We start from the raw sequence: 25357 nt of genomic DNA, 5'->3' as shown, positions 1-25357 counted from the left end.
CCTTGCACTCGGGCATGCCGAGTGCTAATCATTGGCGTTAGCACTCTGAAGGTGAGAGTGACAACGAGGACCGGGTCGGTGAGGCCCGCAGGCCAAGTGGGGCAAGGAACCACGAGGCAGGCAGGCCGTCCGTCGCGGGCGCCAGCGCGGTCCGGAGCAATCCACCCCAGTCCGGGAGGACCACTTCACATGGCCAAGATCATCGCGTTCGACGAGGAGGCACGGCGCGGCCTCGAGCGCGGCATGAACCAGCTCGCGGACGCCGTCAAGGTGACGCTCGGCCCCAAGGGCCGCAACGTCGTCCTCGAGAAGAAGTGGGGCGCCCCCACGATCACCAACGATGGTGTTTCCATCGCCAAGGAGATCGAGCTCGAGGACCCGTACGAGAAGATCGGCGCCGAGCTGGTCAAGGAAGTCGCGAAGAAGACGGACGACGTAGCCGGTGACGGCACGACGACCGCGACCGTCCTGGCCCAGGCGCTGGTCCGCGAAGGCCTGCGCAACGTAGCCGCCGGCGCCAACCCGATGGCCCTCAAGCGCGGTATCGAGAAGGCCGTCGAGGCCGTCTCCGGTGCGCTGCTCGACCAGGCCAAGGAGGTCGAGACCAAGGAGCAGATCGCCTCCACGGCCTCCATCTCCGCCGCCGACACCCAGATCGGCGAGCTCATCGCCGAGGCGATGGACAAGGTCGGCAAGGAAGGCGTCATCACCGTCGAGGAGTCGCAGACCTTCGGTCTGGAGCTTGAGCTCACCGAGGGCATGCGCTTCGACAAGGGCTACATCTCGGCGTACTTCGCGACCGACATGGAGCGCATGGAGGCGGTGCTCGAGGACCCCTACATCCTCATCGCCAACTCCAAGGTCACCAACGTCAAGGACCTGCTCCCGCTCCTGGAGAAGGTCATGCAGTCGGGCAAGCCGCTGCTGATCATCGCCGAGGACGTCGAGGGCGAGGCCCTGTCGACCCTGGTCGTCAACAAGATCCGTGGCACCTTCAAGTCCGTCGCCGTCAAGGCCCCGGGCTTCGGTGACCGCCGCAAGGCCATGCTCGGCGACATCGCCATCCTCACGGGCGGCGAGGTCATCTCCGAGGAGGTCGGTCTCAAGCTGGAGAACGCGACCCTGGACCTCCTGGGCCGCGCCCGCAAGATCGTCATCACCAAGGACGAGACCACGATCGTCGACGGCGCCGGTGACACCGACCAGGTCGCCGGCCGGGTCAACCAGATCCGCGCCGAGATCGAGAACAGCGACTCGGACTACGACCGCGAGAAGCTCCAGGAGCGCCTGGCGAAGCTCGCGGGCGGCGTGGCCGTCATCAAGGCCGGTGCCGCGACCGAGGTCGAGCTCAAGGAGCGCAAGCACCGCATCGAGGACGCCGTTCGCAACGCGAAGGCGGCCGTCGAGGAGGGCATCGTCGCCGGTGGTGGCGTGGCCCTGCTGCAGGCCTCCTCGGTCTTCGAGAAGCTGGAGCTGGAGGGTGACGAGGCGACCGGCGCCAACGCCGTGAAGCTCGCCCTGGAGGCCCCGCTCAAGCAGATCGCCGTCAACGGTGGCCTCGAGGGTGGCGTCATCGTCGAGAAGGTGCGCAACCTGCCCGTCGGCCACGGCCTGAACGCCGCGACCGGTGAGTACGTCGACATGATCGCCGAAGGCATCATCGACCCGGCGAAGGTGACGCGCTCTGCCCTGCAGAACGCCGCCTCCATCGCCGCGCTCTTCCTCACCACCGAGGCCGTCATCGCCGACAAGCCGGAGAAGTCCGCCGCGCCCGCCGGCGGCGGTATGCCGGGCGGTGACATGGACTTCTGATCGACCCCGGTCGATCACCGTCCTTCAGTACCGAGGGCGGCACTCCCTGGACGCAGGGGGTGCCGCCCTCGGGCGTGTCCTGGGTCACGGCGGACGAGGGCGCGGCGGCGGAATTCCGTGGCGGGCGGGGCGGTTGTGCGGAGAGACGCTGTATGCGTGCGCATGTAGTGCATGCTCCATTCAATTCGATGCCCGCATCGCAGTACGTGTCGATGTTCCGTCGACGCCCTGTCGATGTCGACGTAGATGTCGACGCAGATGTCGATGTCGATGTCCCGACGACCTCTCCGAGGAGTCCCCACGTGACCACCGCCTCCACCTCCACCTCCACCTCCCGCGCCGCCGAGGTGCTGTCCCGGCCCGTCACGATCAACGGTCTGACCGTTCCGAACCGGATCGCCATGGCGCCCATGACGCGGGAGTTCTCGCCCGGTGGGGTACCGGGTGCGGACGTGGCCGCGTACTACGGGCGCCGGGCGGCCGCGGGGGTCGGTCTGATCGTGACCGAGGGGACCTACGTCGGGCACGAGACGGCCGGGCACCTGGACGGGGTGCCGAGGTTCGCGGGCGAGGAGCAGCTCGCCGGGTGGGCGAAGGTCGCGGAGGCCGTGCACGCCGGCGGCGGCACCATCGTGCCGCAGCTGTGGCACATCGGGACCGTCCGGCAGCAGGGCAGGCTCTTCCCCGAGGCCCCGGTCCTCGGCCCCTCCGGCCTGCGGTTCGACGGCACCGAGGCCGAGGGCGGCCGGGCCATGACGCAGGCCGACATCGACGAGGTCATCGCGGCCTTCGCCCAGTCCGCCGCCGAGGCCGAGCGCATCGGCATGGACGGCGTCGAGCTCCACGGCGCCCACGGCTACCTGATCGACCAGTTCCTCTGGGAGCGCACCAACCGCCGTACGGACGCCTACGGCGGTGACCCGGTCGCCCGCACGAAGTTCGCGGCGGAGATCGTGGCGGCCGTGCGGGACTCCGTGTCCGCCGACTTCCCGGTCATCTTCCGCTACTCGCAGTGGAAGCAGGGGGCGTACGACGCGCGGCTGGCCGAGACGCCTCAGGAGCTGGAGGCGCTGCTGAGCCCGCTCGTGGCGGCCGGTGTCGACGCGTTCCACGCCTCCACGCGCCGCTACTGGCAGACGGAGTTCCACGGCTCCGAGCTCAACCTCGCGGGCTGGACGAAGAAGCTCACCGGCAAGCCCACCATCACCGTCGGCTCGGTCGGCCTGGACGGCGAGTTCCTCGCCGCGTTCTCCGGTGAGGGAGCGACACTCAAGGGCATCGACGACCTGCTGACCAGCCTGGAGGCCGACGAGTTCGACCTCGTCGCCGTGGGCCGCGCGCTGCTCCAGGACCCTCAGTGGGCGGCGAAGGTGCTCGACGGCCGCTTCGGCGAACTGAAGGCGTTCGAGCCGGCGGCGCTGGGCTCGCTCAGCTGAGGATCTTTCGCCAAGTCTCCCCATTACCTGGCGAGTACCTGGCGGTAGTGAGCCAATCCCGTCATATGTGTCGCTGTAGGGTCGAGACCACAGCGTCGCCAGGCACCCCAACTGCCGCTTTTAGGGAGGCAGTTGGGGTGCGTTGTTGTCTGCGACAGCTCCCCTTCACCCCCCACGAACGGGACGAGAGATCCAATGGCACGACACAAGCTCACCCTCAAGCACAAGCGGTTCATCGCGGCCGGTGCCGCAGTGGCGGCCGTCGCGGGCGGTTTCGGCGTCGCCGCGACCGCGGGCGCCAGTGAGACCACCGGGAAGAAGCCGGTGGAGAAGGTGCTCGTCAAGACGGTGTTCGCCCCGGCCGGCACCGCGGATGCGGCGCGCGCCGTCACCTACAACACCGACCTGGTGCCCGTCGCCGGGCGCGTGCAGGTCAAGGAGGAGCTGCGGCGCGACGGCGGTACGCGGATCGAGCTGCGGCTGCGGGACCTCACCGCGAACCGGGTGTACGGCGCGCACGTGCACACCAAGCCGTGCGGCAAGCTGCCCGCCGACGCCGGGCCGCACTACCAGGACGAGGTGGACCCGAAGCAGCCGTCCGTGGACCCGGAGTACGCCAACGCCGAGAACGAGGTGTGGCTGGACGTGACGACGAACGACGACGGCTCGGCGCGTTCCATAGGCGTCGTCGACTGGCGGTTCCGGGAGGGCGGGGCCCGTTCCGTGGTGCTGCACGAGGCGGCGACGTCCACGCACGAGGGGCACGCGGGGACGGCCGGGGCGCGGCTGGCCTGCGTGAACGTTCCGTTCAAGTAGGCGATCGTGTGCCGCCCGAGCCGATCACCGGCACGGGCGGCAGGCGGAACCTCCGCCGCGCCCCTCGTCTTCGACCCGTCCGCCCACATCGGGCAGACGGTCACCGTCGCGTTCATGGGGCTGTGCCCGGGCCGGTATCGGGACGGGTCAGTCGGCGTAGTCCTTGAGTTTCTCGGTCTTGAGGGTGATGTCGACAGGGGTGGGGATCTCGACGGTTGCGCCCCAGGGGTAGGAGGGGGCTTGCTGGTAGCGACCGTCCCTCGGCTCGCTGAAGACCGTCAGGGTGTTGTTGTCGCGGTCGATGAGGAGGTAGACGGGGATGCCGGCTGCCGCGTAGCCGACCGGCTTGTCGATACGGTCGCGCTGGTCGGTGTCGCGGTCGCGGGAGGTGATCTCCACGGCCATGAGAGCGCCGTCGGGGTTGGACCACTCGCCGTCTCCCCGGAAGTGATCCACCGGCACCAGCGTGCCGTCAGTGCGCGCGCGGCCCTTGCGATAGGCCTCGGCCTTCACTCCGGACTCGGGCACGAGATCCAGGTCGGGACGGTGTTGCATGCACTGGCGCAGCAGCCACATGAAGATCGAGCGGTGGTTGCCGTCAGGCATGGCCTTGACCTTTACATTTCCGTTGATGTACTCGAGCCGCACGGTTTCGGGAGCCACGGCGGCCAGCTCCTCGAACTCGTCGACATCGAGCGGGCCGTGCCGGACGCACAGCCTCCCGCCGAGAAACTCCAGCCGGTTCCGCAGCTCCGTCGGAGCCCTGCGGACGAGTTCTTCGAAGTCCTCGACGGACATCTGCGGACGCTCGGCGGTATCAGGGGTCATGGGGTCGCCTCCTTCCTCCCATCGTGCCCCGGTGTGGTGACGACGGACCGTAGGAGCGGTCATACGGGTGTCCTTTCTCGTGACTGCTGTGACATCGCCACACGGATCTGGGCCGCGTGGGTGTGTACTGCGGCGGCGGACAGGGGCGTGTTGGGTTGAGTAGGGGCGCGTTCGCCTCGGCAGGCGCCGCACATGCCGCCCGGTAGGGCCTCGGGACGGCCCGCGATGCCGCACTTCGCGCACTCCAGCATGCGGAGGGGAGGGCGTACGGGGTCGGGGAGGGGCGCCGGTTCCGGGGGGAGCTTGGCGAGGAGGCGGGTGCGGAGGAGGGCCGCCGGGCTGTGGACCGGGGTCGGGAGGCCGGAGGTCAGGGCTTGGCGGATGGACTCGTCGGTCGCGCCGCGCTCGAACCAGGGCAGCAGGAGCGGGGCCAGTGCCGCGCAGTCCGCCTGGGAGAGGGAGAGTGCGGGGGCCTCCCGGCCCAGCGCGGCGAGGAGGATGTGGGCCCGGGAACGGGTGGGGGCCTTCTCCGGCACCTGCCCCGGCACCTGCCCCGGCACCTGCCCCGGCACCTGCCCCGGCTCCTGCGGTACGTCGCCCCGCGTGAACCTCGCCCACCAGTCGTCGTCCCGTGCCGTCCGGGAGAACCACGATCGGGTGATCCAGCGGGAACCTCCCGAGCCGGCCTCGATGGACTCCCGGCCCCGGCGCAAGTGGCCCGCCTCCTGGAGCCTGTTGAGGGCCGTGCGCAGCGCGCACTGTCCGTACGGGAGTGTCTTGGCCAGCGTTTTCACGGAGATGTCGGCGCCGTCGGGGAGGCGGTCGATGTACGCGGCGACGGCTGCTTCGCGGGGTGGGAGGTCGGCGAAGTCGTGGGCCGTGCGGGGGTGTTGGTCGGGGGCGGTGCGTTTGCCGTAGCCCGGGTTGGCCATGGGGTGGGGGCGCGGAGGGTGCGGGTCCGCGTGCGCGGGCAGGGAGGCAGCACTAAGGTTGGCATCAGCCATGGGATCGAACCGTGTCTTTCGATCTCGTAGGTCAAGCCCCCGCCGGTGTTGGTAGCACCTGGCGGGGGCTGTTTCGTCTGCGGGCACGGTATCAGCATCGTCACCGTGCGTGGCAAGTCGAACGCGTCAAGTCAACTCGCCGGGTGGGGGGGGGTGAGGCCCGCCTCCCGTTCCTTGAAAAGAGGGCTCGGAGCTGGGGGCTTGAGCTTCGGGGGCGTTAATTCGGTCGCCGGGGGGTGGGGCGGCTGAGTACTGTGGCGCCACTTCGACGATCACGCTCTCCAGAAGGACGCCGCAGAACGGGAGCGGGCGCACACGCACACGTGCGTGGCCAGGAAGCGGGCGGCAGTGATTTTGCCCTGCCCTTCCACCGCTCACAGGAGTGTTCCGCCATGAGCCCCGTTTCCGTACCCGCACGCATACCCGTCGGGCTCGGTCTGCCCGTCGACGACCCCGCCGGCCTGCTGACCTGGGCCCGGCTCGCTGAGGAGAGTTCGTTCAGCACGCTGGGACTGCTCGACCGGCTCGTCTACGACAACCCCGACCCGCTGGTCACGCTGGCCGCCCTCGCCGGGGCGACGAGCCGCATCCGCGTCCAGACCGAAGTCCTGCTCGCCCCGCACTACAACACCGCCATCCTCGCCAAGCAGACGGCCACGCTGGACCGGATCTCCGGCGGGCGCTTCACCTTCGGCATCGGGATCGGCGGGCGGGAGGACGACTGCCAGGTCGCCGGCATCGACATCCGGCGGCGCGGGCGTCGGCTCGACGAGCAGCTGGAGCAGTTGCGCTGGGCCTGGTCCGGGCAGCCGTACGCGGAGGGCGTCGGGCCGATCGGGCCGCTCCCCGCGACCCCCGGCGGCCCCGAGGTCCTGTTCGGCGGCTTCGCCCCCGCCGCCCTCGAACGCGTCGCGCGCTGGGGCGACGGCTTCCTCGGCGCGGCGCTGCCTCCGGCCCACATGGACCGGATGTTCCGTGAGGTCGAGACCGCCTGGGAGAACCACGGGCGGGCCGGGCGCCCGAAGCTCGTGGCCCAGGCCAGTGTGGCGATCGGTGGGCCGTCGGTGATCGCCGACGCCCGCGCCAACCTGCTGCGGTACTACGCCTTCACCGGGCGCGCGGAGTACATGGCCGAGGGGCTGCTGACCACGCCGGAGGCCGTACGCGGCGCGGTCGACGCGTTCGCCGGGATCGGGGCGGACGAGGTGGTCCTGTATTGCTGGTCCTCGGACCCCGCCCAGATCGGCCGTCTCGGTGAAATGCTGTTCGATCAGGAGAAGTTGTTGACGGACGGGGGATCTGGTGGGCAAGAGACGTGTGCGGAAACTGCTGCGGAAGATGGAGAGCGGTGAGCCCGTGGAACTCGTCGTCAGCATGACGACGATGAAGGGGCTCACCCGACTCGCCTTCATCGCGCAGCAGTTCGGGTACGAGTACGCGGACCTGAACCTGAACGACAACAGGTTCGCGCTGCGCGTCGTGCCCGACCCGAGCCGGGAGGGCCGGGAGCGTGCCGCGCGGAACCGGGAGCGGTATCCCGAGGCAGGGGACGGGGGCTCGCTGCCGCCCGTCGTGCCCGCCGAAGCCGAACTTCTCAAGGCCCGCATGGTGTTCGACCTCGGGCACCAGTTCACCGACAAGCAGCGGATGGCCATCTCGGGTCTCGGCTTCACCGCGCTGGTCGCGGCGATCGCGTTCCGGTTCGCGGACGGCGCCACCGGTGTCGTCATCGCCGTCGGCGTCTGGGCCGCGCTCATGGGCCTGGTGTACTTCGGGCTCGGCTACAGCCGACGCCGCACCGCCAGGTATGCCGCCCGGCTCCAGGCCGCCGGGTTCACGCCGGTGACCGACCAGGTCGGGCGGCTGCGGTATGTGCCACCGGGCGGACGGCTACCGGGGCACGGCAACCCGTTCGCCTAGCGCGACTTGAGGTCCTCGACGAACACGGACCACACCTCGGCCCGGAACACGAGCTTCGGGCCGAGGGGGGTCTTGGAGTCGCGCACGGGGATGTGGGTGGGGTGGCCTTCGGCGACTTCCAGGCAGTTGCCGCCTCCGCCCTCGCTGTACGTCGACTTGCGCCAGCGGGCGACCTCCAGGCAGTCGCCGCCACCGCCGCCGCTGTAACTGGACTTGTGCCATATGGCGGCGCTCAGGTCGTGGTCAGGGATGTTCCTCATGGGCATAATCCTGCGCCAACGCCTCGATCAGGGCCAGGGACTTCTCAGGCGGGAGGGCGGAGGCCGCGAGTAGCTCGAAGGTGAGCCGCAGCTGGCTGACGAGGGCTGGGTCGTCCTCCAGCCGTCCGACACGGACGCCCTCGAAGTAGACCAGCGGAGGGGCGTCGTCGAAGTCCATCAGCTTCAGCGCGCCTTCCATGGCCGTGTGCGCTCCCGCGCTGAACGGCAGTACCTGCACGATGACCCGGCTCCGGCGGGCCAGGCCCGCGACGTGAGTCAGGGCTTCCTCCATCACGGCACGGCCGCCGGTCTCTCGGCGTAGCGCGGCTTCGTCAAGCACCGCCCACAGCAAAGGTTTTGTTGGATCGTCGAGGAGCCGGGTCCGTGCGATCCGTCCCTCCACCCACCCCTCGATGGTCTCCTCCGGCGCTGTCGGGGCGTAGGCACGGTTCACGGCTCGTGCGTACGCGGGCGTCTGGAGCAGTCCGGGGATCAACATCGGCGTGTACTGGCGGATCGCCGTGGCCAGCGCCTCCGCCTCCGCTGCCTCTGCGAAGTGCTCGGGATAGCGGGACTTGGACGCCGCCTTGCAATTGCGGCTGAAGAAGTCCCCCGTCTCCAGCGCCACATCGATCAGCCGCGCGATCTCCGGCTGCAGGCGTCGTACGGCCGACTCCAGCTGGCCCACGAACGACCCGCTCACGAACAACCGCTGGCCCAGATCATCCTGACTGAGCCCCGCCCGCTCCCTCGCGTGGCGCAGCTCGGCGCCGAGCAGCGCCCGGGGTGACGACGACGGGTCGAGGTCCTTCGGTCCTGGCATGGCCGCAACTTCCTGTCCAGCAGTCCCCCTGTTGGGGCGTCGTATCTGGCCAGGCTAGAGGCCCCTCGGCCACGCTGTGTGGTGAATCGGCAACCCAGCGTGGAGGAAGCGGACGTGAAGAACAGAGCGGCGGCGAAGGGGCGGAGCACAGTGCGGACGACCGAGGAAGCCGTGGAGCAACTCGACCAGGCCCTGCGCGGAGTCGGCATCGTGCTCCCGTCGCTGCGCGTGGACCCGGTGACCGGGGCCAGTGAACTGCCCTACCCGCTCGTCGAGTTGGGGTGCTGCAACCTCCAGGTCGCCGCCGACCTCGCCGCCGTGCTGCGGAAGGCGGCTCGGACGTGACCGCCCCGCAGCGGTCGTACGCCGTGGACGTACGGGACGGGCGGCTCGGCGAGGTGATGGGCCGGGAGGGCGGTTACGTGCAGTTGCGGCCGGTCGGGGGCGGCCGGGAGTGGGACTGTCCGCCGGACACCCTGCGGGAGGCGACCCCGGGGGAGGTGCTGCGGGCCCGGGTGCGGCGGGTCAACGAGGAGGGGCGGCTGCCGTGTTGAGCCGTTGCGGCGTCGGGGCGTCCAGGACGGCCGGGCGTCCGGGACGGCCGGGCTCCTGGGCCGAGACCGGGGTGGCCTCTCGTCCCCTCGCTACAGATTGCCCAGCGGCTCGATGTCCACCCGGACCGGCTCGCCCCAGATGCGTGTCACGTCGTAGTCGGTGAACTCCTGGACCAGGCGGTAGGCGATCGCGGGGCGGGGGCCTCGGCGCTGCGCGGCGAGGTAGAGCTCGGCCTCGCGGCGGTCGCGGCGGGGGGTGCCGCACAGCTGCCAGACCTGGCCGTTCCACGCCTCCGGGAGCCAGCGCTGCTGGGGCTGGGGGCGGTCGTCCCGTACGCCGTAGCGCGAGGGGGTCGGGGTGGCGGGGCCGGCGGGGCGGGCCGGGCCGTAGCTGTCGTTCAGCTGGGTGCGGCGGGCGGCTCGGCGGCGGGTCTCGCAGAGCAGGCAGCGGTCGGGGGCCTCCTCGTCCACGGGGCCGTTCGGGTGCTCGGCGCAGCGGGTCGTCGGGGCGGCCGTCGTGACCGTCTCGTCCAGCAGCTCCAGGGCTCGTCTGAGGTCGGCCTTCACCTCGTGCAGCCGGGCGTCCGGGGTGTCGGCGTTCAGCGCGTCGCCGTGCTCCCCGAGGAGACGCAGGGCGCGGCCGAGGGCGGTGAGCTGCGCGTGGTTCACGGGCGCGGTCCTTCCCGGGGAGGCAGGGGAGACAAGGGAGACATCAGCGATCCCCACCACCGTGCCACACGCCACTGACATTGATACTCGTAAGCGGGTTCCGGTGGTCGTGGCTCTGCCACTGACTGACACCCTGCTGGGTTGTCTTCCGGCTGTACCGTCCGGCTGCCGGGGCCCGTTCTCCATGGCTCCGGCCAGGTGGAACATGACCTGATAGGAGCTTGGTCAGAAGCCCCCTCAATGTCCTGTCTGCCCCACCCGGCCGGTGCCGCCTCCGGCTAGGAAGGCATCTCCAGCATGACATCAGCGGGCACAGCAGACATGGCCGGCCAGTGGGTGTTCGGCGGCGTGGACTCCCATGCCGACACCGTTCATGTCGCGGTCGTCACCGGCAACGGCGGCCATCTCGCCGACGCCGAGTTCCCCACCACCTCCGCCGGATACGCGGCAGCCCTCGCGTTCCTGTCCGCACACGGAGACGTGGCCGCGATCGGCGTCGAAGGCACCGCGTCCTACGGAACGGGTTTCACCCGCGCCGCCCGCGCCGACGGTCTGACCGTCATCGAGGTCAACCGCCCCGACCGGGCCGAACGCCGCCGCAGCGGCAAGTCGGACCCCATCGACGCCTACGCCGCCGCCCGCGCCGCACTCTCCGGACGCGCATCGAGCGCACCCAAGGACGAGACCGTCACCGGCATACGAGCCCTCCACAACGCCGCCCGGTCCACGGTCAAAGCCCGCACCGCCGCCATGAACCAGATCGGCCACATCCTCATCGGCGCCCCCGACACCATCCGCGCCCGTTACCGGGCCCTCGGCGGCAAACCGCTGATCGACACCCTGGCACGCCTGCGTCCCACTGGAGACGCCGTCCACACCGCCGTCCTGACCGCCCTGAAGAGCCTCGCCCGACGCGTGAAGGCCCTGGCCGCCGAGCACGACGACCTCACCGCCGCCCTCGACGACATCGTCGCCGGACACAATCCGGGCCTGCGGGCCGCCTACGGCGTCGGCCCCGACACCGCGGCCCAGCTGCTGATCACCGCCGGCGGCAACCGGGACCGCCTGCGCACCGAGGCGTCCTTCGCAGCTCTGTGCGGCGTCGCCCCCGTGCCCGCCTCCAGCGGCAAAACCAACCGTCATCGCCTCTCACGAGGCGGCGACCGGGCCGCGAACGCGGCCCTCTACCGGATAGCCCTCGTCCGCATGTCCAGCGACCGCCGCACCCGCGACTACGTGGCCCGCCAAACCACAGCAGGCCGCACCAAGAAGGAGATCATCCGGCTCCTCAAACGGGCCATCGCCCGTGAAGTGTTCCGCTACCTCACCACCACAGTCACGGTCCCCGACATCGCGGACCTGCGGCCCGCACGCCAGGCCAAGAACATCACCCTCACCGCCGCCGCCCACCACTTCGGTGTCTGGCCCACCGTCATCTCCGGCATCGAACGCGGCACACGCCGCGACGACGACCTCGCCAACGTCTACCGCGACTGGCTCACCACTGCTTGACAGCCAATAGGAGCTTCAGTCCCCGAAGGTCGGGCTCAACCTCGGAGGGGTATGTACATTCCATGAGGGGATTACCGGAAATTCTGTACATCGCGGGAGGCCGCATGTCTCTGACACACATCGACATCGACGATGAGGCGCTGGAGACCGCGAAGCGCCTGGGTGGGCACCGGACGAAGACCGCAGCGGTGGCGAAGGCGCTGGAGGAGTACAACATGCGGCTTCTGCGCGCCACCGCCCACGACAAGTACTTCGAGCTTGCCCAGGAGTGGGACATCGAAGGGGCCGAGGCCGCGCACCGTGCGGACAAGGAGGCCCACCGCGCGTGACCGGCTACCTGCTGGACTCGTCGGCCCTGTGGCGCCTGCTCCGGGACCGGCGTCTTCACGAGGCGTGGCGCCCCGTCGTCATGGACGGCGACCTCCGGTCGTGCTATCCGCAGCGGGCGGAGTTCCTGCGCTCGGCACGCGGCCTCAAGGAGTACGAGTACAGCGCGATGTTCGCCGAGCTCTACGACGACGTCTCCGTCCCGGAGGGCGCGCCCCACTGGATCGGCGGGCTGCAGCTGCGGGCCGCCGAGCGAGGCGAGCATCAGGCGCTGTCCGCGGTCGATCTGCAGGTCTGTGCCACCGCCGCTCACCACGGTCTTGTCGTCCTGCACGACGACAGGGGCTTCGTGACGGCCGCTCGCCTGGCGGTCGAACTCCGTCAGCTCGACGTGCGCCGAGGGCCGCCGCCGTAGAGAGCTGATGCGGTGTCTGCTCCGGGGGCACCCGCCTGTGCCTGCCCGCGGAGTATCAGCCCGTCGTCATCGCCGCCGCCAGGGCCGCCCTCAGGTGGCCGTCGTTCTCCGTCAGCAGGCGGGTCGCCGTGCTCGGGTCCACGCCGCTCAGGATGGTGAGGATGGCGTTCTTCACCTGGCCGCCCGAGGCGGTGAGGGCCGTTTCGATCTCGGTGTCCGTCGCGCCGGTGGCGAGGGCGACGATGCGGTGGGAGCGGGCGCGGAGCTTGTCGTTGGTGGCCCGGACGTCGACCATCAGGTTCCCGTAGGTCTTGCCGAGACGGATCATGGTGATCGTCGAGAGCATGTTCAGGACGAGCTTCTGGGCCGTGCCCGCCTTGAGGCGCGTCGAGCCGGTGACCAGTTCCGGGCCGACGACGATCTCGATGCCGTGATCGGCCGCCGCGGCGAGCGCGCTGGCCGTGTTGCAGGACACGCCGACCGTCAGCGCGCCGGTCGCGCGCGCGTGCTCCACCGCGCCCACCGCGTACGGCGTGCGACCGGAGGCGGAGACGCCGACCACCGTGTCGTCGGGCGTCAGCGCGAGCGCGTCGAGGTCGGTCCGGGCCAGCTCCGCCGAGTCCTCCGCCCCCTCGATCGAGGTGACCACGGCCTCCTGGCCGCCCGCGATCAGGCCCACCACCTGCGAGGGTGCCGTGTTGAACGTCGGCGGGCACTCGGACGCGTCCAGCACGCCCAGTCGGCCCGCCGTGCCCGCGCCCGCGTAGATCAGTCGGCCGCCCCGGGCCATCCGCTCGGCGATGGCGTCGATCGCCGCCGCGATCAGCGGCAGCTGCGCGGAGACGGCCGTCGGCACGGCGGCGTCCTCGGCGTTCATCAGCTTCGCGATGTCGAGCGTGGGCAGCTGATCGATGTCGGCCAGCTCCGGGCGGAACGCCTCGGTCGTCAGCGACTCCAGCTCGGCGCGCACGGAGAGATGGTGGGGGAGGGCGGAGGCGTGGGGGGAAGTGGCCATGGTGACTCATTCCGTACGGTGCGGTGCGACTGTGCCTTCGGGGCAGACGCGGTGGTGGTCCGCGGGTTCGTCGTGGTCGATCGCGCTCCGCGGCGCAGCCGCGGTGGTCACGGTTCCGTGCCCTGACGGGGCGCTCGTCCCCGGCCCACCTACCGCGACGGCCCCCCGACCCGGTGCCGATGCGCCAACGCCTCGTAGGACGCCGACAACGCGGGCGCCGCCGACTCGTACGTCCGTTGCGCCACGCCGACGAACAGGCAGTCCACCACCAGCAGTTGACTCGTCCGGGACGACATCGCCGCCGGCCGCAGCTCGCTCTCCCTGGCCGTGGACGTCGTCAGGACGTGATCGGCGTACTGGGAGACCGGTCCGTCGGGCCGCCCGGTGATCGCGATCGTCGTGGCCCCGTGGTCGAAGGCGACCCGCAGCGGCTCGATGACGTCGCCCGTCGAGCCGGAGTGGGTGATCGCTATGGCCACGTCCTTCGCGCGGAGCTGCACCGCGTTGGTGACGGCGAGGTGCGGGTCGCTGTGCGCGTGCGCTATCAGCCCTATGCGGAGCAGCTTCTGCGTGAGGTCCTGGGCGACCAGCCCGGACGCCCCGACACCGTAGATGTCTATGCGGCGGGCCCCGGCGAGCGCGCCGACCGCCGCGCCGAGCTGGACCATGTCGAGTCCGGCCGCCGTGTCCGCGAGGGTCTGCTGCTCGTCGTACGCGAGCTTGGCGACCACGTCGGGCAGCGGGTCGTCGACCGCGATGTCGGCCGTGACCGAGGGCGCGCGGCCCGACTGCTGGTGGGCGGCGAGGCCGGCGAGGGCGAGGCGCAGGTCGCGGTAGCCGGGGTAGCCGAGGAGGCGGGCGGTGCGGACGACCGTCGCCTCGCTGGTGCCGGTGAGAGCGGCGAGGCCGGTGACCGTGAGCGCCGCGCAGCCCGCGGGATCGCTCGCGACGGCCTCCGCGACCCGCTGCATGGAACGGGTCATGGAAGGGGCCAGCGTCCGTACCTTCGCGGCGAGGGCGGCGGGGGCGGGCGGCGCTCCCGCGGTGCCGCTCTTCCCTCCGGGCGAGCGACCCGGGGACCGGCCTTCCGCAGGTGCGGAAATTTCCTTCACTTCATCGCTCACCTTATGAAAGATATTTTCTTTCCGGTCGTATGGTCAAGGGCCGCACAATGGATGCATGAGTCCCAGCAGTGACCCCGTGAGCCCCCTCGGCCCCCTTGAGCAGGCGCTGCACGCCGCCCGCGCCCTCGTGCTCGCCGACCTGGCATCCGGCGAGGTCGCCGACGCGGACATCGTCTCGATGGTCGAGGACTCCGTCGTCCAGCGCCGCTGGTGGGTCGAGCAGTGGCCGGACGGCGCGGCGTACGTCGCCGGGCTCGTCGCCCAGGACGTCCAGGACGCCCTGCTCGAACGGTACGGCCGCTGGCCCCTCTGCCCGGTCTGCGGCGTCGGCGACCCGCACGCGCTCGACGTCGAGCCCGAGCTCGGGCCCGATCCGCAGTGGGTGTGCCACAAGGCCGGGGTGCGGGTCGCGGCGCTGGGGACGCTGGGCGCCGCGTCCGGAGGGGCCCCGTCCCCGTGACCCTCTACATCGACCCGCCCACCTGGCCGGGGCACGGGCGCATGTGGTCCCACCTCGTCAGCGACGCGTCCTTCGACGAACTGCACGCCTTCGCCGGGCGGTTGGGCATCCCCGAGCGGGCCTTCGAGCGCGACCACTACGACATCCCGTCCCACCGCTACGAGGCGGTCGTGCGGGCGGGTGCCGTGGAGGTGGGCTCGAAGGAGTTGCTGCGCAGACTGACGGAGGCGGGGCTGCGCAGGCCCAAGCGGCGGGGACCACGGCGTGAGGGGTCGGGGACCACGGCCTGAAGGGGTCGGGGCCCATGCCTGAGGGGGCGCGGGCCATGGCCTGAAGGGTCGGGGACACACCTGAGGGGTTGCGGGCCACGGCCTGAGAGGTCGCGGGCCACGGTCTGAAGGGCCGGGGCACTCGACACCGCTCGGGCCCCGGCGTACGTCAGGCGCGCGGACCGAGTCGTACGTCAGGCGCGCAGGCGGAGTTGTACGTCAGGCGCGCAGGCGGAGTTCGTACGCGAACTGCGCCCCGTGCTCCCCGTCGCCCCAGTCGTCGCTGACCTTGTCGAATCCGGCCCGCGAAAGGACGTTCTGGGACGGGGCGTTGACCTTGTCGACGACCGCGAACAGCGACCGTACGTCCCCCGGCTCCCGGCTCCGCTCCCGCGCCCAGCCGGCCAGCGCGCGCACCGCGTCGGTCATGTGACCGCGCCCGCGCGCCCCCTCGACCAGGTCGTAGCCGATCTCGACGCGGCCCTCCTCGTCCGGCGCGCCGTGGTAGCCGAGCGCGCCGACGGCGAACCCGTCCTCCTTGCGTACGAGCACGAACATGCCCCACTCCGGCCGGTGCACCCCCGCCTCGTAGGCCTGGAACACCATGCCCGCGCCGACCCGGGTCCCCTCGACCGGCCCGCCCGCGATCCACGCGAAGCCGCCGGTGCCGCCCTCGGCGAGATCGGCCGCGGCGGCCGGGTGGACGCCCTGCAGGACGACGTTCTCGGCGTCGATGTGCAGCGGATTGCTCCAACGCCACTCCGTGACCGGTGCGCGCCCCGGCAGCTCGCCCCGGCCGGTGGCCCACAGCAGGGTCGTCCAGGGGTCGTCACCCGGCCTGACGTGCGGGAAGAGGCGGGCGAGCACGGACTCGCACAGTCCGAGCCCGGCGGGCGGCACGGCCGCGGACGCCGGGAGCCCGAGGCCCTCCGCGATGTCGTGCGTGTGCAGCAGCACCTCGGCGACACCCATCGCCGCGAAGCCCTCACGGTCGGCGGCGCGGAACGGGTACGGGTGGAAGGCGCGGACCGAGCGGGGGGTGGTGTGGACGGCGGCCGTGAGCAGGGCGCCGGTCGTGCGGATCACCTCCAGCACGTCGGCGTTGTTCTCGCACTCCGCCATGTCGATCTCGAACGGTACGTAGCGTGCCGTCGGCCGCCCCGCCAGCTGTCCCGCGTAGGCGATCAGGTCCGACGCGACGTGCTCGGCGGTCTCCCGGCAATCCCACTCCAGCCGACCGGCCTTGACGCCCTTCCAGTCCTGGTCCACCACCGTCCCCAGCACCGTCAGGCCGTGTTCGACGGCTTCCTGAACCTGTTCCCCACCCATTGGTCGCATGGCGGCGAGGATAGGCGGGCTCAGACGTCCGTACGTACCGGATTTACGGCGCTGTCACCGCTCCCGGCCACGAGCCGGGAGGCCCGCGTACGCCGGTGGAGGCGCAGCGAGACGGCCGTGGTGCCGATGGCGGCCGCGGTGATGGCGCCGCCCGCCCAGGCCGTGGAGGCGAAGCCGTGGCCCGCGTCGATGACGACGCCGCCGACCCAGGGGCCACCGGTGTTGCCGAGGTTGAACGCGGCGGTGGTGGTGGCGCCGGCGAGGGTCGGGGCGGCACCGGCGACGTTGAACAGACGGGCGTTGAGGGCCGGGGCGGTGTAGAAGCAGGACACCCCGAGGAGGAAGGAGAGCAGGACGGCGGCGACGGCGGACTCGGCGAGCAGCGCCAGGGCGACGAGCAGCACCGTGGACGCGGCGGTACCGGTGAGCAGCACCCCGAAGAGGTGCGCGTCCGCGATCCGTCCCCCGACCGCCGTGCCGATCAGCGCCCCGATCCCGAACAGCGCGAGAACCGTCGGCACCCAGCCGTCGTCCAGCCCGGCCACGTCCGTGAGCAGCGGCGCGAGATAGCTGAACGCGCAGAAGACGCCGCCCGCGGCCAGCGCCACGATCGTGATGGAGAGCCAGACCTGGGGTTCGCGGTAGATCCGGGCCTCTCGGGCGAGCCGGGGCCGCTGGTCGGGCAGCGGGATGGCCGGTACGAGTGTCACGACCCCGACGAGCGCGATCGCCGAGGCCACCGCCACCGCCCAGAACGCCGACCGCCATCCGAAGTGCTCTCCGAGGAAGGCCCCCGCCGGAACCCCCAGCACATTGGCGATCGACAACCCGCCGATCATGATGGCCAGGGCGCGGGCCCGCGCGTTCACCGGCACCATCGCGACGGCCACGGCCGCCCCGACCGCCCAGAACCCGGCGCAGGCCAGCGCGCTCACGATCCGGGAGGCGAAGAGGACGGCGTAGGTGGGGGCGAGGGCCCCGGCGACCTGCCCGAAGCCGAAGATCGTGATCAGCGCGACGAGGGTCGTACGCCGGGGGAGGCGCAGTGTCGCCACCGCCAGCAGCGGCGCCCCGATCACCATCCCGATCGCGAACGCCGAGATCAGCAGTCCCGCCCGTGGGATGGACACGTGCATGTCCTCGGCGATGGGCGGCAGCAGCCCCGAGAGCATGAATTCGCTGGTCCCGAGCGCGAAGACGGCCAGGCCGAGGACGTAGACGGAGAGGGGGACGCGGAAACGGGCATGGTCGGGAGCGGTGGCGGATGAGGACACATTCATGGGCAACAGGCGGTCACGGGGTCGCATTCCTTCCCCCGGACAGGGCCGGGAAGTCGGTCTCGTCAGTCCTCCGTCAGTCCTTCGTCAGTCCGGTCAGCTCCGCCCGCAGGTTCTCCCGAGCTCGGCCCTCCCACTCCCGCTGCCCGTACGGCGTCCTGAACAGCCGGGGCAGATCGAGCAGTTGGCGCAGCACAGCCGCCCGGCCCGCCCGGAACGCCTCGTCCGGCACGAACCCGTACTCCGCCCGCACGGCGGCGGCATAGGCGGCGTACGCGTCCGGTGCCGATGCCAGGATCGCGAGATCCGCGTCGCACAGCACCTGCCCGTTCGGGTCGTCGTCGGCCGGATCATGGGTGACGGTCAGCAGCACCAGCCGCACGACCTCCGCCACCTTCTCCTCCGCGACCCCGGCCTCGCGCAACGCCCGCTCGGCGAGCCGCGCCGACCGCTCCTCGTTCGTCGACCGCTCCGGCAGATACACGGCGTCGTGGAACCAGGCCGCCAGGCGGACGAGATCCGGGTCCGCCGCGTGGTCCTCCAGCACCTCGACGCGGTCCAGCACCGCCGTCAGGTGATCAAGGGTGTGGTACTTCCGCTGGGGCTCCGACCACCGCTCGATCAGGTTGTCGGCATACGGGGACGGCGGGGGATCGCAGGCCCCGTCCCGGGCGGAGAGCAGCGCGGGGAGCCAGCGGTGGCGAAGGGCTTCCCGGCGGGCCGCGTCGATGCCGGGGACGCCGGGGACGCCGGGGACGTCGGAAGCGCCGGAAGCGCCGGAAGCGTCGGAGGTGTCAGGGTCGGGCATATACGCATTGTGCCTGTGCTGTGCACACAGCGGGCCTCTCCCCCTAGCGTGGATCCCATGACGACTGTGGCTGATACACACGACGTACGGGACCCCGGACTCCCCGCGCGGCTGCTGGCCGGTGAGCGGGACGTGCTGGTGCCGCTGTTGCGGGGGCGGCCGGAGGGGGACTTCTCGGCGGGGACCTGTTGTCCGGGGTGGACCGTGCGGGATGTGCTGGCGCACTGCTCGGCCGCGCTGTCGCGGGTGGTGGAGGGGCGGTTCGAGAAGGGCGTGTTCGGCCCGGAGTCGAACGACCGGGACATCGCGGAGCGGGGCGAGTGGTCCGTCGCGCGGATCGTGGACGAGCTGGAGCGGGGCATGACCGACGCGGGCCCGGTCATCGCCGAGGCAGGCGGCGTGCTGGACGGGGTCGCCCTCGGGGAGTGGGTGCACGCCGGTGACGTACGCGAGGCCTGGGGCCTGCCCGACGCGTACGGCGGCGCTCAACTCGCTCCGGCGATCGAGCTGTTGACCCATCTCACCCGGGCGCGCGGCACCCGCCCCCTGCACGCCGACCTCGACGACACCGACGAGCCCCTGCTGCTCGGTGCCCCGAGCGGCGAGGCGCCGCCCGCGCGCTACCTCGGGGACGCCACCACCCTCGTACGGCTCTACTCCGGACGCCGCCCACCCGCCGGCACGTCGTACGAACTGGCCGGCGCGACCGAGGCCGAGCTCAACCTTTACGCCGTCTGACGGTAAGCGGATGGTCGTCGGGTGCACGAAGGAGCACCTGGCCGAGCTGGTCGAACAGTACAAACACCCGGCCATTCATCGACCCCCGGCTCTGGGCCGGGAAGATGGCCAGGGCTCCGCAAAGGCATGGCGCGCTCCCGGGGAGCCGATCCACATCGGTCCCGCAGAGGGCGAGAGACGCTCAGCCTCAGCTCGGAGTGCGGTCGACGGCCGGTGGCGAACCCTGGGCAGTGAACCTGCCGGACCCCGGTGTGACTCCCTACCGGCGACGGCCGCGCGTACTCGAAAACGTCGGCACCGAGGTCCACAGGAGCGAGCGGATCACCACTTACTGAGTTCGGGGGCAACTCCCCCTTGAACAGCCGGTCTTGTTGCGGTGCGCCGCATCGAGGGTAGATGCGGACGGTGGTCGTCCGCATGCGAACCGTGACAGCGGCGTCCAACGGTCCGGGTTGTTGCTAAATTGGACTAGACCTGTAGTCGTCACCGATCGATGCCCGACGGAAGGGGCCCCATGACCACGCGCGCGCTTCTGGAGGTGATCGCCCTCGACGCCGAGGACGCCGTCGCCGCCCAGGCTGGAGGTGCCGACCGGCTGGAGCTGGTCACGGACATGGGGGCCGACGGACTCACCCCGACGGTCGCGACGTTCGTGGAGGTGCGCGCCGCCGTGGACATCCCGGTACGGGTCATGCTGCGGCTCGCCGACGGGTTCGCGGCGGGGGACGTGGACGCGCTGGTGCGGGCTGCGGGCGACATGCGGTCGGCCGGGGCGGAGGAGTTCGTGCTCGGGTTCCTCGGGGAGGACGGCGGGACCGATCTCGGCGCCGTGGAGAGGGTGGTCGCGGAGCTGGACGGACGCGCGTGGACCTTCCACCGGGCGATCGACCGCGCCGCCGACCGGGACGCCCTGCGCAAGCAGCTCGCGGACCTGCCGGGGCTGGACACCTACCTCACGGCGGGCTCGGCGGCGGGGGTCGACGACGGTCTGCCCGTACTCCTCGCGGAGGCGGCCCGCCGTGGCGACCCCGGCTACACGCAGCGCCTCATGATCGGCGGAGGTCTGCGCCTCGACCACGTCCCGCGCCTGCGCGCCGCCCGCGTCGACGCCTTCCACATCGGAGGCGCGGCCCGCCCCGAAGGATGGACCGCGCCGGTCGCCGCCGATGCCGTACGGGAATGGCGCAGGGCACTGGACAGGCGTCGCCATGGCCGGGGTGCCCCGGGAGCGGAGCCGTCGCGGGTGCGGACGGCGCCGGGAGCGAGGTAGCGGGCGTTCAGGCCGATGCGCGCCACGTCGCTGGCGTCGGGGCCGGAGCGGTGCAGCAGCGCGACGCCCAGGAGGACGGCGTCGCCTGCCGCGACCGGGACGGGAACAGCGTCGCCATGCCCGAACCCGGCCTCGGCCAGGACGGCTTGGTCCGCGCGGCCGCGTCGCTGTCCGTGCTCGGCCTCCAGTTCATGCGACAGGTAACCGAGTTCGTGGGAGCCGGGGGCGATGTGCAGGCAGCCGTTCTCCACGGTGGCTTCGGTGAGGGCGAGCCAGGCCGACACCGACGCTGCGGGCTCAACGAGTCACCCCGACAGGTCGCAACACCGGGTTGCGACACTAACCTGCGGTGGTGACCGGAACCGAGCTGGATGAGTTGATCGTTGCTGACGGCGCGGCGCTGCGCGCGTGGCTGCTGGACAACCACACCGCCTCTCCTGGCGTGTGGCTCGCCCTGACCAGGAAGGGCGGCTCCGTCACCACGCTGACCTGGCAGCAGGCGGTCGACGAGGCACTGTGCTTCGGCTGGATCGACGGGCAGGCCCGCAAGCGCGACGAGGGGAGTTCCTGGAGGCGGTTCACCCCGCGCCGGCCCCGCAGCGTCTGGTCCCAGCGCAACGTCGCCAACGTGGCCCGGTTGGAGGCGGCCGGCCTGATGCTGCCCGCCGGCCGCGCCGCGGTGGACGCCGCGAAGGCCGACGGGCGGTGGACGGCCGCCTATGCGCCGTCATCGGAAGCGGAGGTGCCGGCCGACCTGCGAGCCGCGATCGCCGCCGAGCCGGCGGCGCAGGCGATGTTCGAGGTGCTCACCAGGACCAACCGCTTCGCCCTCATCAGCCGGGTCAATGCCGTCAAGCGGGCCGAGACGCGCACCCGGAAGATCGCCGAGTGCGTGGCGATGCTGGTCCGGCACGAGACGGTCCACCCGCAGCGAGCCAAGCCGGCGGACCCGCCGACGTCGTGACCGGGCGTCTGCCGGAACGGACAAACCCACGCTATTGAGCGGAACTGTTCTCGAAACTCTGTCTCGTCCGCTTCAAGAAGCGTGAAGGTCTCCGCTGGTGCGCGGTCAGCCGTATCGTTCGACGAGCGCGTTGCCGATCGAGGCCAGGTGGTCTCGGACACCCGGAGGGCCGGTCACCTCGAGCCATTCGACCAGCCCGGCGAGCTCGCCGGCGAGCATGTACTCGCTGTGGCCGCGGATCACGACCTCGATGCGGCCGTCGGTCGTGGAACCTCCCACGTCGAGCCGGCCGCCGAGCGCCATCCGGAGTATGCCTATCCCGTGGGGTGTGCATACCGCCTGGATCTCCAGCGGCGTTCGTTTGCGGTCGACCTCGTCGGTGATCTCGCACCAGCTCTCGGCAAGGTCGAAGTCCTCGGGTCGGTGCACGGGATCGTCGGTCGGGTCGGCGGACGACACGCGGTCGATCCGGAAGGCCCGTCGGCCGGTCTCGGTGTTGGAGACGAGGTACCACGCCGGACCTTTGGCGACGATGCCCAGCGGGTGGACGGTTCTCTGGGTGTCGACGCCTTTGCTGTCGACGTAGCCGAGCCGCACCTGGACGCCGCGGATCACCGCGTCCTGGAGTTCGTCGAGGAAGTGAGGCGGCCGGTGCTCGACCCGGCTCGCCCCCCATCGCTGCGGGTCTATGACCAGCGACGACGCTGCTGCCTCGGCCTGCACCCGGAAGGGCTCCGGCAGAGCATGGACGAGCTTGCGCAGAGCTGCTTTCACGGCCGGCGTCGCAGCCGAGGCCGGGCCGACAGCCAGGAACAGGGCGCGGGCCTCACTGGCGGTCAACCCGGACAGGTCGGTACGGGCGCCGCCCACGAGGCGCCAGCCGCCGCCTCGGCCCTGCACGGAGTACACGGGCACCCCGGCCATGGTCAGGGCGTCAAGGTCGCGGCGGGCGGTGCGCTCGGAGACCTCCAGCTCTCGGGAGACCTCTGCTGCTGTCACCTGCTCGCGCCGTTGCAGCATGAGGAGGATGGCCACCAGCCGGTCGGTTCGCACGCCGACAAAGCTTTCACATAAACCGGTCATGGGGTGACCGGTTTATGGCAGCAGGATGGCGACATGACCTCACCGAGGAGGTCGACCGCTAGCGAACGCCCCCAGAGAGGAAATGCAAATGTTCAATCCAGCCGATTTTCCCAAGCCCACCCTCATTCCGGTCAACGGTGTGGAACTCGAAGTCTTCGAAGCAGGCCGAGAGAACGTGGGAAAGCCCATCGTGCTCTGCCACGGCTGGCCGGAGCACGCCTTCTCCTGGCGCCACCAGATGCCCGCCCTCGCCGCAGCCGGCTACCACGTCATCGCACCGAACCAGCGAGGTTACGGCAATTCGTCCCGCCCGGTCGAAGTGACGGACTATGACATCGAGCACCTGTCGGGTGACCTCGTCGCGCTCCTCGACCACTACGGATACGAAGACGCCACCTTCGTCGGCCATGACTGGGGCGCGTTCGTCGTCTGGGGACTGGCCCTGTTGCATCCGAACCGTGTAAACAAGGTGATCAATCTGAGCCTGCCTTACCAGGAGCGCGGAGAGAAGCCCTGGATCGAGTTCATGGAAGATATGCTTGGTGGCGACTTCTACTTCGTCCACTTCAATCGGCAGCCAGGCGTCGCGGACGCCGTGTTCGAAGACAACACCTTCCAGTTCCTTCGCAACCTGTACCGGAAGAACGAGACCCCCAGGGAGCCTCAGCCGGGTATAGCGCTGATCGATCTCGCCAGAGCGGAAACACCACTCGGTGATCCCGTAATGAGCGACAGTGAACTGGCTGTTCTCGTCTCCGCTTTCGAAGCATCAGGGTTCACGGCCAGTGTGAATTGGTACAGAAATCTGGACCGCAACTGGTGCCTGTTGGCGGACGTGGACCCGATCATCCAACAGCCCACCCTCATGATCTACGGCGACCGCGACGTGATCTCGAGGTCTGAGAGACTGACAGAATTCGTGCCGAATGTGGAAGTAGTCAGTCTGGATTGCGGTCATTGGATCCAGCAGGAGAAGCCGGAAGAAACGAACCAGGCCATTCTCAAGTGGCTGGACCAGCGGGATGCCGGAATGCCCCGCCGCAGGTCGCGATGATCACGGTAGGGGCTCTGCCCCAGTAGCCAGCCCTTCTTGGCGGTGACGTCGCGCAGCACCGCAAGCGCGGAGCGGACCTGGCTGTGGGTCAGTTCGGTGGCCCGCATCAACTGCAGGGCGGTTGCAGGTTCCGGGATCGCGTAGATCGTCCGCGTCCAGCGGGAGTTGACGTGGCAACAGCACAGGCACGAGACCGGTGATCATCAGGGTGTCTACGCCAGCTGATCACATCGAGGTCCCGTGCCTGCCGCTCTATCCTCTCCGGTCCCTGCCGTTCTGGCGAAACTGGGTCCCCTCCACCAGCACGACACCGGCCGCCTGCGCGCCCACCTCCAGTGCGTACCCGACCCGCGTTCACGTCGCGGACGGTGGTATCCCCTGGTCGGCTTGCTGCTGATCTGTGCCTGCGCAGTCGTCTCCGGCGCCCGGACCATCACCGAGATCACCGAGTGGGGACAGCGCGCCACCATCACGGTGCTGGAGCTGCTCGGCATCCGCCGCCACCTGCCCGGACGTCGCCGCGCCCCGTCCCACGCCACCTTTACCCGGCTCCTGGCCAGCCTCGACGGCGATGCCCTGGACGCCGCGATCGGCGCCTACCTGACCGGACACGACCACACCGCCGTCGGCGCCACCGGCTCGGCGCCGCGACCGGCGATCGCGGTGGACGGCAAGGCGCTGTCCGGCTCCGCGCACCGACACCGGCGCCACCGGCACCTGCTGTCCGCCGTCACCCACGGCCCCACCGTCACCCTGGCCCAGCGGGAGGTGGGGGCCAAGACCAACGAGACAGCCGCCTTCCGCCCGCTGTTGGAACCACTCGATCTGGCCGGCGCCGTGGTCACCTTCGATGCCCTGCACAGCGTCAAGGACCAGGTGCGCTGGCTGGTGCAGGAGGAGAAGGCCCACTACATCGCGGTGATCAAGGGAAACCAGCCGACCGCGTCGGCCCAGGTCAAGGCCCTGCCGTGGGAGCAGGTGCCCGTGGCACACACCGTTTCCGGGACCGGGCACGGGCGGCGGGAGTCTCGCTCGGTCAAGACCATGGCCATCGCGGCAAACCTGGGCGGGATCGCCTTCCCCGAAGCGCGGCTGGCCTTGCGCATCCACCGGCGCCGCCAGGAGAGCGGCAAGCGGCAGACCCGGGAGACGGTCTACGCCGTCACCAGCCTCGATACCCACCAGGCCAGCCCCGCTGACCTGGGCGGATACGTGCGCGGGCACTGGGGAATCGAAAATTCCAGCCACCATGTCAGAGATGTGGTGTTCGCCGAGGATGCCTCCACCGTCCACACCGGCAACGCGCCGCGGGCGATGGCCGCTTTGCGGAACCTGGCCATCGGCAGGCTGCGGCTGCTGGGAGCCGACAACATCGCCAAGACCACCCGAGCGATCCGGGACGCACCCGAACACGCCGTCTGGATCTGGGGCATCACCGACAGCCCGCTCCTACCGGGAACTTGAAGCCGTCCTGGGAACAACGCCCGTGAGAAGGGTGTGACGTTCGGTCCCCCTCACAAGCTCAGCGACCGTATCGGACGTTGGGAACCCAGCAGGATTCGTGCCGCTTCGACGAGCTCA

General features: G+C 70.6%; 28 protein-coding genes and 1 pseudogene. 17 read left to right on the top strand and 12 right to left on the bottom strand.

Features of this window, described 5'->3' with window-relative positions:
- The first annotated feature begins 189 nt into the window (after nucleotides 1–189).
- The 3 genes from groL to OG272_RS23110 all read left to right on the top strand — a co-directional run bounded on the left by groL (nucleotide 190) and on the right by OG272_RS23110 (nucleotide 4064).
- Nucleotides 190–1812, top strand: a complete 1623-nt coding sequence (gene groL, locus OG272_RS23120; RefSeq protein WP_326581833.1) for a chaperonin GroEL — start codon at nucleotides 190–192, stop codon at nucleotides 1810–1812.
- 302 nt (nucleotides 1813–2114) lie between these two features.
- A complete protein-coding gene (locus OG272_RS23115; RefSeq protein ID WP_405894700.1) occupies nucleotides 2115–3248 on the top strand; it encodes an NADH:flavin oxidoreductase in 1134 nt (377 codons plus the stop codon).
- A gap of 195 nt (nucleotides 3249–3443) precedes the next feature.
- Nucleotides 3444–4064, top strand: coding sequence for a superoxide dismutase family protein (locus OG272_RS23110; RefSeq protein ID WP_326581838.1), 621 nt, complete (start codon nucleotides 3444–3446; stop codon nucleotides 4062–4064).
- Between the two features lie 147 nt (nucleotides 4065–4211).
- Here OG272_RS23110 and OG272_RS23105 read toward each other — a convergent pair whose 3' ends face one another.
- Together OG272_RS23105 and OG272_RS23100 are read right to left on the bottom strand one after the other, a co-directional pair.
- Complete coding sequence (locus OG272_RS23105) at nucleotides 4212–4892, bottom strand: Uma2 family endonuclease (protein WP_326581840.1); 681 nt, start codon at nucleotides 4890–4892, stop codon at nucleotides 4212–4214.
- 59 nt (nucleotides 4893–4951) lie between these two features.
- A complete protein-coding gene (locus OG272_RS23100; protein WP_405896061.1) occupies nucleotides 4952–5824 on the bottom strand; it encodes a hypothetical protein in 873 nt (290 codons plus the stop codon).
- Nucleotides 5825–6288: 464 nt separating this feature from the next.
- Here OG272_RS23100 and OG272_RS23095 point away from each other — a divergent pair, with 464 nt between their 5' ends.
- Nucleotides 6289–7248, top strand: a complete 960-nt coding sequence (locus tag OG272_RS23095) for an LLM class flavin-dependent oxidoreductase (protein WP_326581842.1) — start codon at nucleotides 6289–6291, stop codon at nucleotides 7246–7248.
- Nucleotides 7199–7816 carry a hypothetical protein gene (locus tag OG272_RS23090; protein ID WP_326581844.1) on the top strand — a complete coding sequence of 206 codons (618 nt, stop codon included), beginning with the start codon at nucleotides 7199–7201 and terminating at the stop codon, nucleotides 7814–7816. Before OG272_RS23095 ends, OG272_RS23090 begins: the two co-directional genes overlap by 50 nt.
- On the opposite strand, the gene OG272_RS23085 is transcribed toward OG272_RS23090, so the two are convergent.
- A complete protein-coding gene (locus OG272_RS23085; RefSeq protein ID WP_326581846.1) occupies nucleotides 7813–8076 on the bottom strand; it encodes a DUF397 domain-containing protein in 264 nt (87 codons plus the stop codon). The two genes, OG272_RS23090 and OG272_RS23085, sit on opposite strands and share 4 nt — an antisense overlap.
- Nucleotides 8060–8899, bottom strand: coding sequence for a helix-turn-helix transcriptional regulator (locus tag OG272_RS23080; protein WP_326581848.1), 840 nt, complete (start codon nucleotides 8897–8899; stop codon nucleotides 8060–8062). Before OG272_RS23080 ends, OG272_RS23085 begins: the two co-directional genes overlap by 17 nt.
- A gap of 114 nt (nucleotides 8900–9013) precedes the next feature.
- Between OG272_RS23080 and OG272_RS23075 the strand changes: the two genes are divergently transcribed.
- Both OG272_RS23075 and OG272_RS23070 read left to right on the top strand, forming a co-directional pair.
- Entirely contained in the window at nucleotides 9014–9244 is a 231-nt protein-coding gene (locus OG272_RS23075; protein ID WP_326581850.1) for a hypothetical protein, read from the top strand.
- The gene (locus tag OG272_RS23070; protein ID WP_326585993.1) at nucleotides 9241–9453 is read left to right on the top strand and encodes a hypothetical protein; all 213 of its coding nucleotides are present in this window, start codon (nucleotides 9241–9243) and stop codon (nucleotides 9451–9453) included. The genes OG272_RS23075 and OG272_RS23070 overlap by 4 nt, the downstream gene beginning before the upstream one ends.
- Before the next feature lie 90 nt (nucleotides 9454–9543).
- Here the strand turns inward: OG272_RS23070 and OG272_RS23065 are convergent, their stop codons facing one another.
- Entirely contained in the window at nucleotides 9544–10122 is a 579-nt protein-coding gene (locus tag OG272_RS23065) for a hypothetical protein (RefSeq protein WP_326581854.1), read from the bottom strand.
- 297 nt (nucleotides 10123–10419) lie between these two features.
- On the opposite strand from OG272_RS23065, the gene OG272_RS23060 reads away from it, so the two are divergent.
- The 3 genes from OG272_RS23060 (at nucleotide 10420) to OG272_RS23050 (ending at nucleotide 12376) form a co-directional block, all read left to right on the top strand.
- A complete protein-coding gene (locus OG272_RS23060) occupies nucleotides 10420–11634 on the top strand; it encodes an IS110 family transposase (RefSeq protein ID WP_405893262.1) in 1215 nt (404 codons plus the stop codon).
- Between the two features lie 104 nt (nucleotides 11635–11738).
- A complete protein-coding gene (locus OG272_RS23055) occupies nucleotides 11739–11963 on the top strand; it encodes a type II toxin-antitoxin system VapB family antitoxin (protein WP_060891249.1) in 225 nt (74 codons plus the stop codon).
- The gene (locus OG272_RS23050) at nucleotides 11960–12376 is read left to right on the top strand and encodes a PIN domain-containing protein (protein ID WP_405894698.1); all 417 of its coding nucleotides are present in this window, start codon (nucleotides 11960–11962) and stop codon (nucleotides 12374–12376) included. The genes OG272_RS23055 and OG272_RS23050 overlap by 4 nt, the downstream gene beginning before the upstream one ends.
- 55 nt (nucleotides 12377–12431) lie before the next feature.
- Here the strand turns inward: OG272_RS23050 and murQ are convergent, their stop codons facing one another.
- Together murQ and OG272_RS23040 are read right to left on the bottom strand one after the other, a co-directional pair.
- Nucleotides 12432–13391 carry an N-acetylmuramic acid 6-phosphate etherase gene (murQ, locus tag OG272_RS23045; RefSeq protein WP_405894697.1) on the bottom strand — a complete coding sequence of 320 codons (960 nt, stop codon included), beginning with the start codon at nucleotides 13389–13391 and terminating at the stop codon, nucleotides 12432–12434.
- 149 nt (nucleotides 13392–13540) lie between these two features.
- Entirely contained in the window at nucleotides 13541–14515 is a 975-nt protein-coding gene (locus tag OG272_RS23040) for a MurR/RpiR family transcriptional regulator (RefSeq protein ID WP_326581862.1), read from the bottom strand.
- A gap of 55 nt (nucleotides 14516–14570) precedes the next feature.
- Between OG272_RS23040 and OG272_RS23035 the strand changes: the two genes are divergently transcribed.
- On the top strand, nucleotides 14571–14975 hold the full coding sequence (locus tag OG272_RS23035; RefSeq protein ID WP_327729022.1) for a hypothetical protein: 405 nt from the start codon (nucleotides 14571–14573) through the stop codon (nucleotides 14973–14975).
- Nucleotides 14972–15265 (top strand): DUF4031 domain-containing protein, encoded by a 294-nt coding sequence (locus tag OG272_RS23030; protein ID WP_327729023.1) that lies wholly within the window; start codon nucleotides 14972–14974, stop codon nucleotides 15263–15265. The genes OG272_RS23035 and OG272_RS23030 overlap by 4 nt, the downstream gene beginning before the upstream one ends.
- Nucleotides 15266–15463: 198 nt before the next feature.
- Here the strand turns inward: OG272_RS23030 and OG272_RS23025 are convergent, their stop codons facing one another.
- From OG272_RS23025 to OG272_RS23015, 3 genes are all read right to left on the bottom strand, one after another.
- A complete protein-coding gene (locus OG272_RS23025) occupies nucleotides 15464–16573 on the bottom strand; it encodes a GNAT family N-acetyltransferase (RefSeq protein WP_327732195.1) in 1110 nt (369 codons plus the stop codon).
- Between the two features lie 29 nt (nucleotides 16574–16602).
- Entirely contained in the window at nucleotides 16603–17862 is a 1260-nt protein-coding gene (locus OG272_RS23020) for a Cmx/CmrA family chloramphenicol efflux MFS transporter (RefSeq protein WP_405894696.1), read from the bottom strand.
- A gap of 73 nt (nucleotides 17863–17935) precedes the next feature.
- Nucleotides 17936–18667, bottom strand: coding sequence for a hypothetical protein (locus OG272_RS23015; protein WP_405894695.1), 732 nt, complete (start codon nucleotides 18665–18667; stop codon nucleotides 17936–17938).
- Between the two features lie 57 nt (nucleotides 18668–18724).
- On the opposite strand from OG272_RS23015, the gene OG272_RS23010 reads away from it, so the two are divergent.
- Nucleotides 18725–19405 carry a maleylpyruvate isomerase family mycothiol-dependent enzyme gene (locus tag OG272_RS23010; protein ID WP_327729025.1) on the top strand — a complete coding sequence of 227 codons (681 nt, stop codon included), beginning with the start codon at nucleotides 18725–18727 and terminating at the stop codon, nucleotides 19403–19405.
- Between the two features lie 514 nt (nucleotides 19406–19919).
- On the top strand, nucleotides 19920–20675 hold the full coding sequence (locus OG272_RS23005; protein WP_326581880.1) for a copper homeostasis protein CutC: 756 nt from the start codon (nucleotides 19920–19922) through the stop codon (nucleotides 20673–20675).
- Between the two features lie 26 nt (nucleotides 20676–20701).
- On the opposite strand, the pseudogene OG272_RS23000 reads toward OG272_RS23005, so the two are convergent.
- Nucleotides 20702–20959: pseudogene (locus tag OG272_RS23000) on the bottom strand (phytanoyl-CoA dioxygenase family protein); the annotation flags it as partial.
- Nucleotides 20960–21024: 65 nt separating this feature from the next.
- Here OG272_RS23000 and OG272_RS22995 point away from each other — a divergent pair.
- The gene (locus tag OG272_RS22995; protein WP_405894693.1) at nucleotides 21025–21639 is read left to right on the top strand and encodes a YdeI family protein; all 615 of its coding nucleotides are present in this window, start codon (nucleotides 21025–21027) and stop codon (nucleotides 21637–21639) included.
- A 105-nt stretch (nucleotides 21640–21744) separates the two neighbouring features.
- Here the strand turns inward: OG272_RS22995 and OG272_RS22990 are convergent, their stop codons facing one another.
- The gene (locus tag OG272_RS22990; protein ID WP_327729028.1) at nucleotides 21745–22692 is read right to left on the bottom strand and encodes a WYL domain-containing protein; all 948 of its coding nucleotides are present in this window, start codon (nucleotides 22690–22692) and stop codon (nucleotides 21745–21747) included.
- A gap of 118 nt (nucleotides 22693–22810) precedes the next feature.
- Between OG272_RS22990 and OG272_RS22985 the strand changes: the two genes are divergently transcribed.
- Entirely contained in the window at nucleotides 22811–23776 is a 966-nt protein-coding gene (locus OG272_RS22985) for an alpha/beta fold hydrolase (protein ID WP_405894691.1), read from the top strand.
- Between the two features lie 240 nt (nucleotides 23777–24016).
- A complete protein-coding gene (locus tag OG272_RS22980; protein WP_405894690.1) occupies nucleotides 24017–25240 on the top strand; it encodes an ISAs1 family transposase in 1224 nt (407 codons plus the stop codon).
- Nucleotides 25241–25357: the final 117 nt, after the last annotated feature.

Source organism: Streptomyces sp. NBC_00104, assembly GCF_045160825.1.
Lineage (GTDB): Bacteria > Actinomycetota > Actinomycetes > Streptomycetales > Streptomycetaceae > Streptomyces.
Note: the sequence above shows the minus strand (reverse complement) of the source record. Positions and strands in the feature narration are given on the sequence as shown.

Bases quoted from the DNA above. Each gene is read 5' to 3' on its own strand.
- OG272_RS23035 (WP_327729022.1), top strand. From the start codon at position 14,571: ATGAGTCCCAGCAGTGACCCCGTGAGCCCCCTCGGCCCCCTTGAGCAG.
- OG272_RS22985 (WP_405894691.1), top strand. From the start codon at position 22,811: ATGTTCAATCCAGCCGATTTTCCCAAGCCCACCCTCATTCCGGTCAAC.
- OG272_RS23020 (WP_405894696.1), bottom strand. From the start codon at position 17,862: ATGAATGTGTCCTCATCCGCCACCGCTCCCGACCATGCCCGTTTCCGC.
- OG272_RS23105 (WP_326581840.1), bottom strand. From the start codon at position 4,892: ATGACCCCTGATACCGCCGAGCGTCCGCAGATGTCCGTCGAGGACTTC.
- OG272_RS23005 (WP_326581880.1), top strand. From the start codon at position 19,920: ATGACCACGCGCGCGCTTCTGGAGGTGATCGCCCTCGACGCCGAGGAC.
- murQ (WP_405894697.1), bottom strand. From the start codon at position 13,391: ATGGCCACTTCCCCCCACGCCTCCGCCCTCCCCCACCATCTCTCCGTG.
- OG272_RS23085 (WP_326581846.1), bottom strand. From the start codon at position 8,076: ATGAGGAACATCCCTGACCACGACCTGAGCGCCGCCATATGGCACAAG.
- OG272_RS23080 (WP_326581848.1), bottom strand. From the start codon at position 8,899: ATGCCAGGACCGAAGGACCTCGACCCGTCGTCGTCACCCCGGGCGCTG.
- groL (WP_326581833.1), top strand. From the start codon at position 190: ATGGCCAAGATCATCGCGTTCGACGAGGAGGCACGGCGCGGCCTCGAG.
- OG272_RS23055 (WP_060891249.1), top strand. From the start codon at position 11,739: ATGTCTCTGACACACATCGACATCGACGATGAGGCGCTGGAGACCGCG.
- OG272_RS23100 (WP_405896061.1), bottom strand. From the start codon at position 5,824: ATGGCCAACCCGGGCTACGGCAAACGCACCGCCCCCGACCAACACCCC.
- OG272_RS23060 (WP_405893262.1), top strand. From the start codon at position 10,420: ATGACATCAGCGGGCACAGCAGACATGGCCGGCCAGTGGGTGTTCGGC.
- OG272_RS23095 (WP_326581842.1), top strand. From the start codon at position 6,289: ATGAGCCCCGTTTCCGTACCCGCACGCATACCCGTCGGGCTCGGTCTG.
- OG272_RS23110 (WP_326581838.1), top strand. From the start codon at position 3,444: ATGGCACGACACAAGCTCACCCTCAAGCACAAGCGGTTCATCGCGGCC.
- OG272_RS23010 (WP_327729025.1), top strand. From the start codon at position 18,725: ATGACGACTGTGGCTGATACACACGACGTACGGGACCCCGGACTCCCC.
- OG272_RS23015 (WP_405894695.1), bottom strand. From the start codon at position 18,667: ATGCCCGACCCTGACACCTCCGACGCTTCCGGCGCTTCCGGCGCTTCC.
- OG272_RS23025 (WP_327732195.1), bottom strand. From the start codon at position 16,573: ATGGGTGGGGAACAGGTTCAGGAAGCCGTCGAACACGGCCTGACGGTG.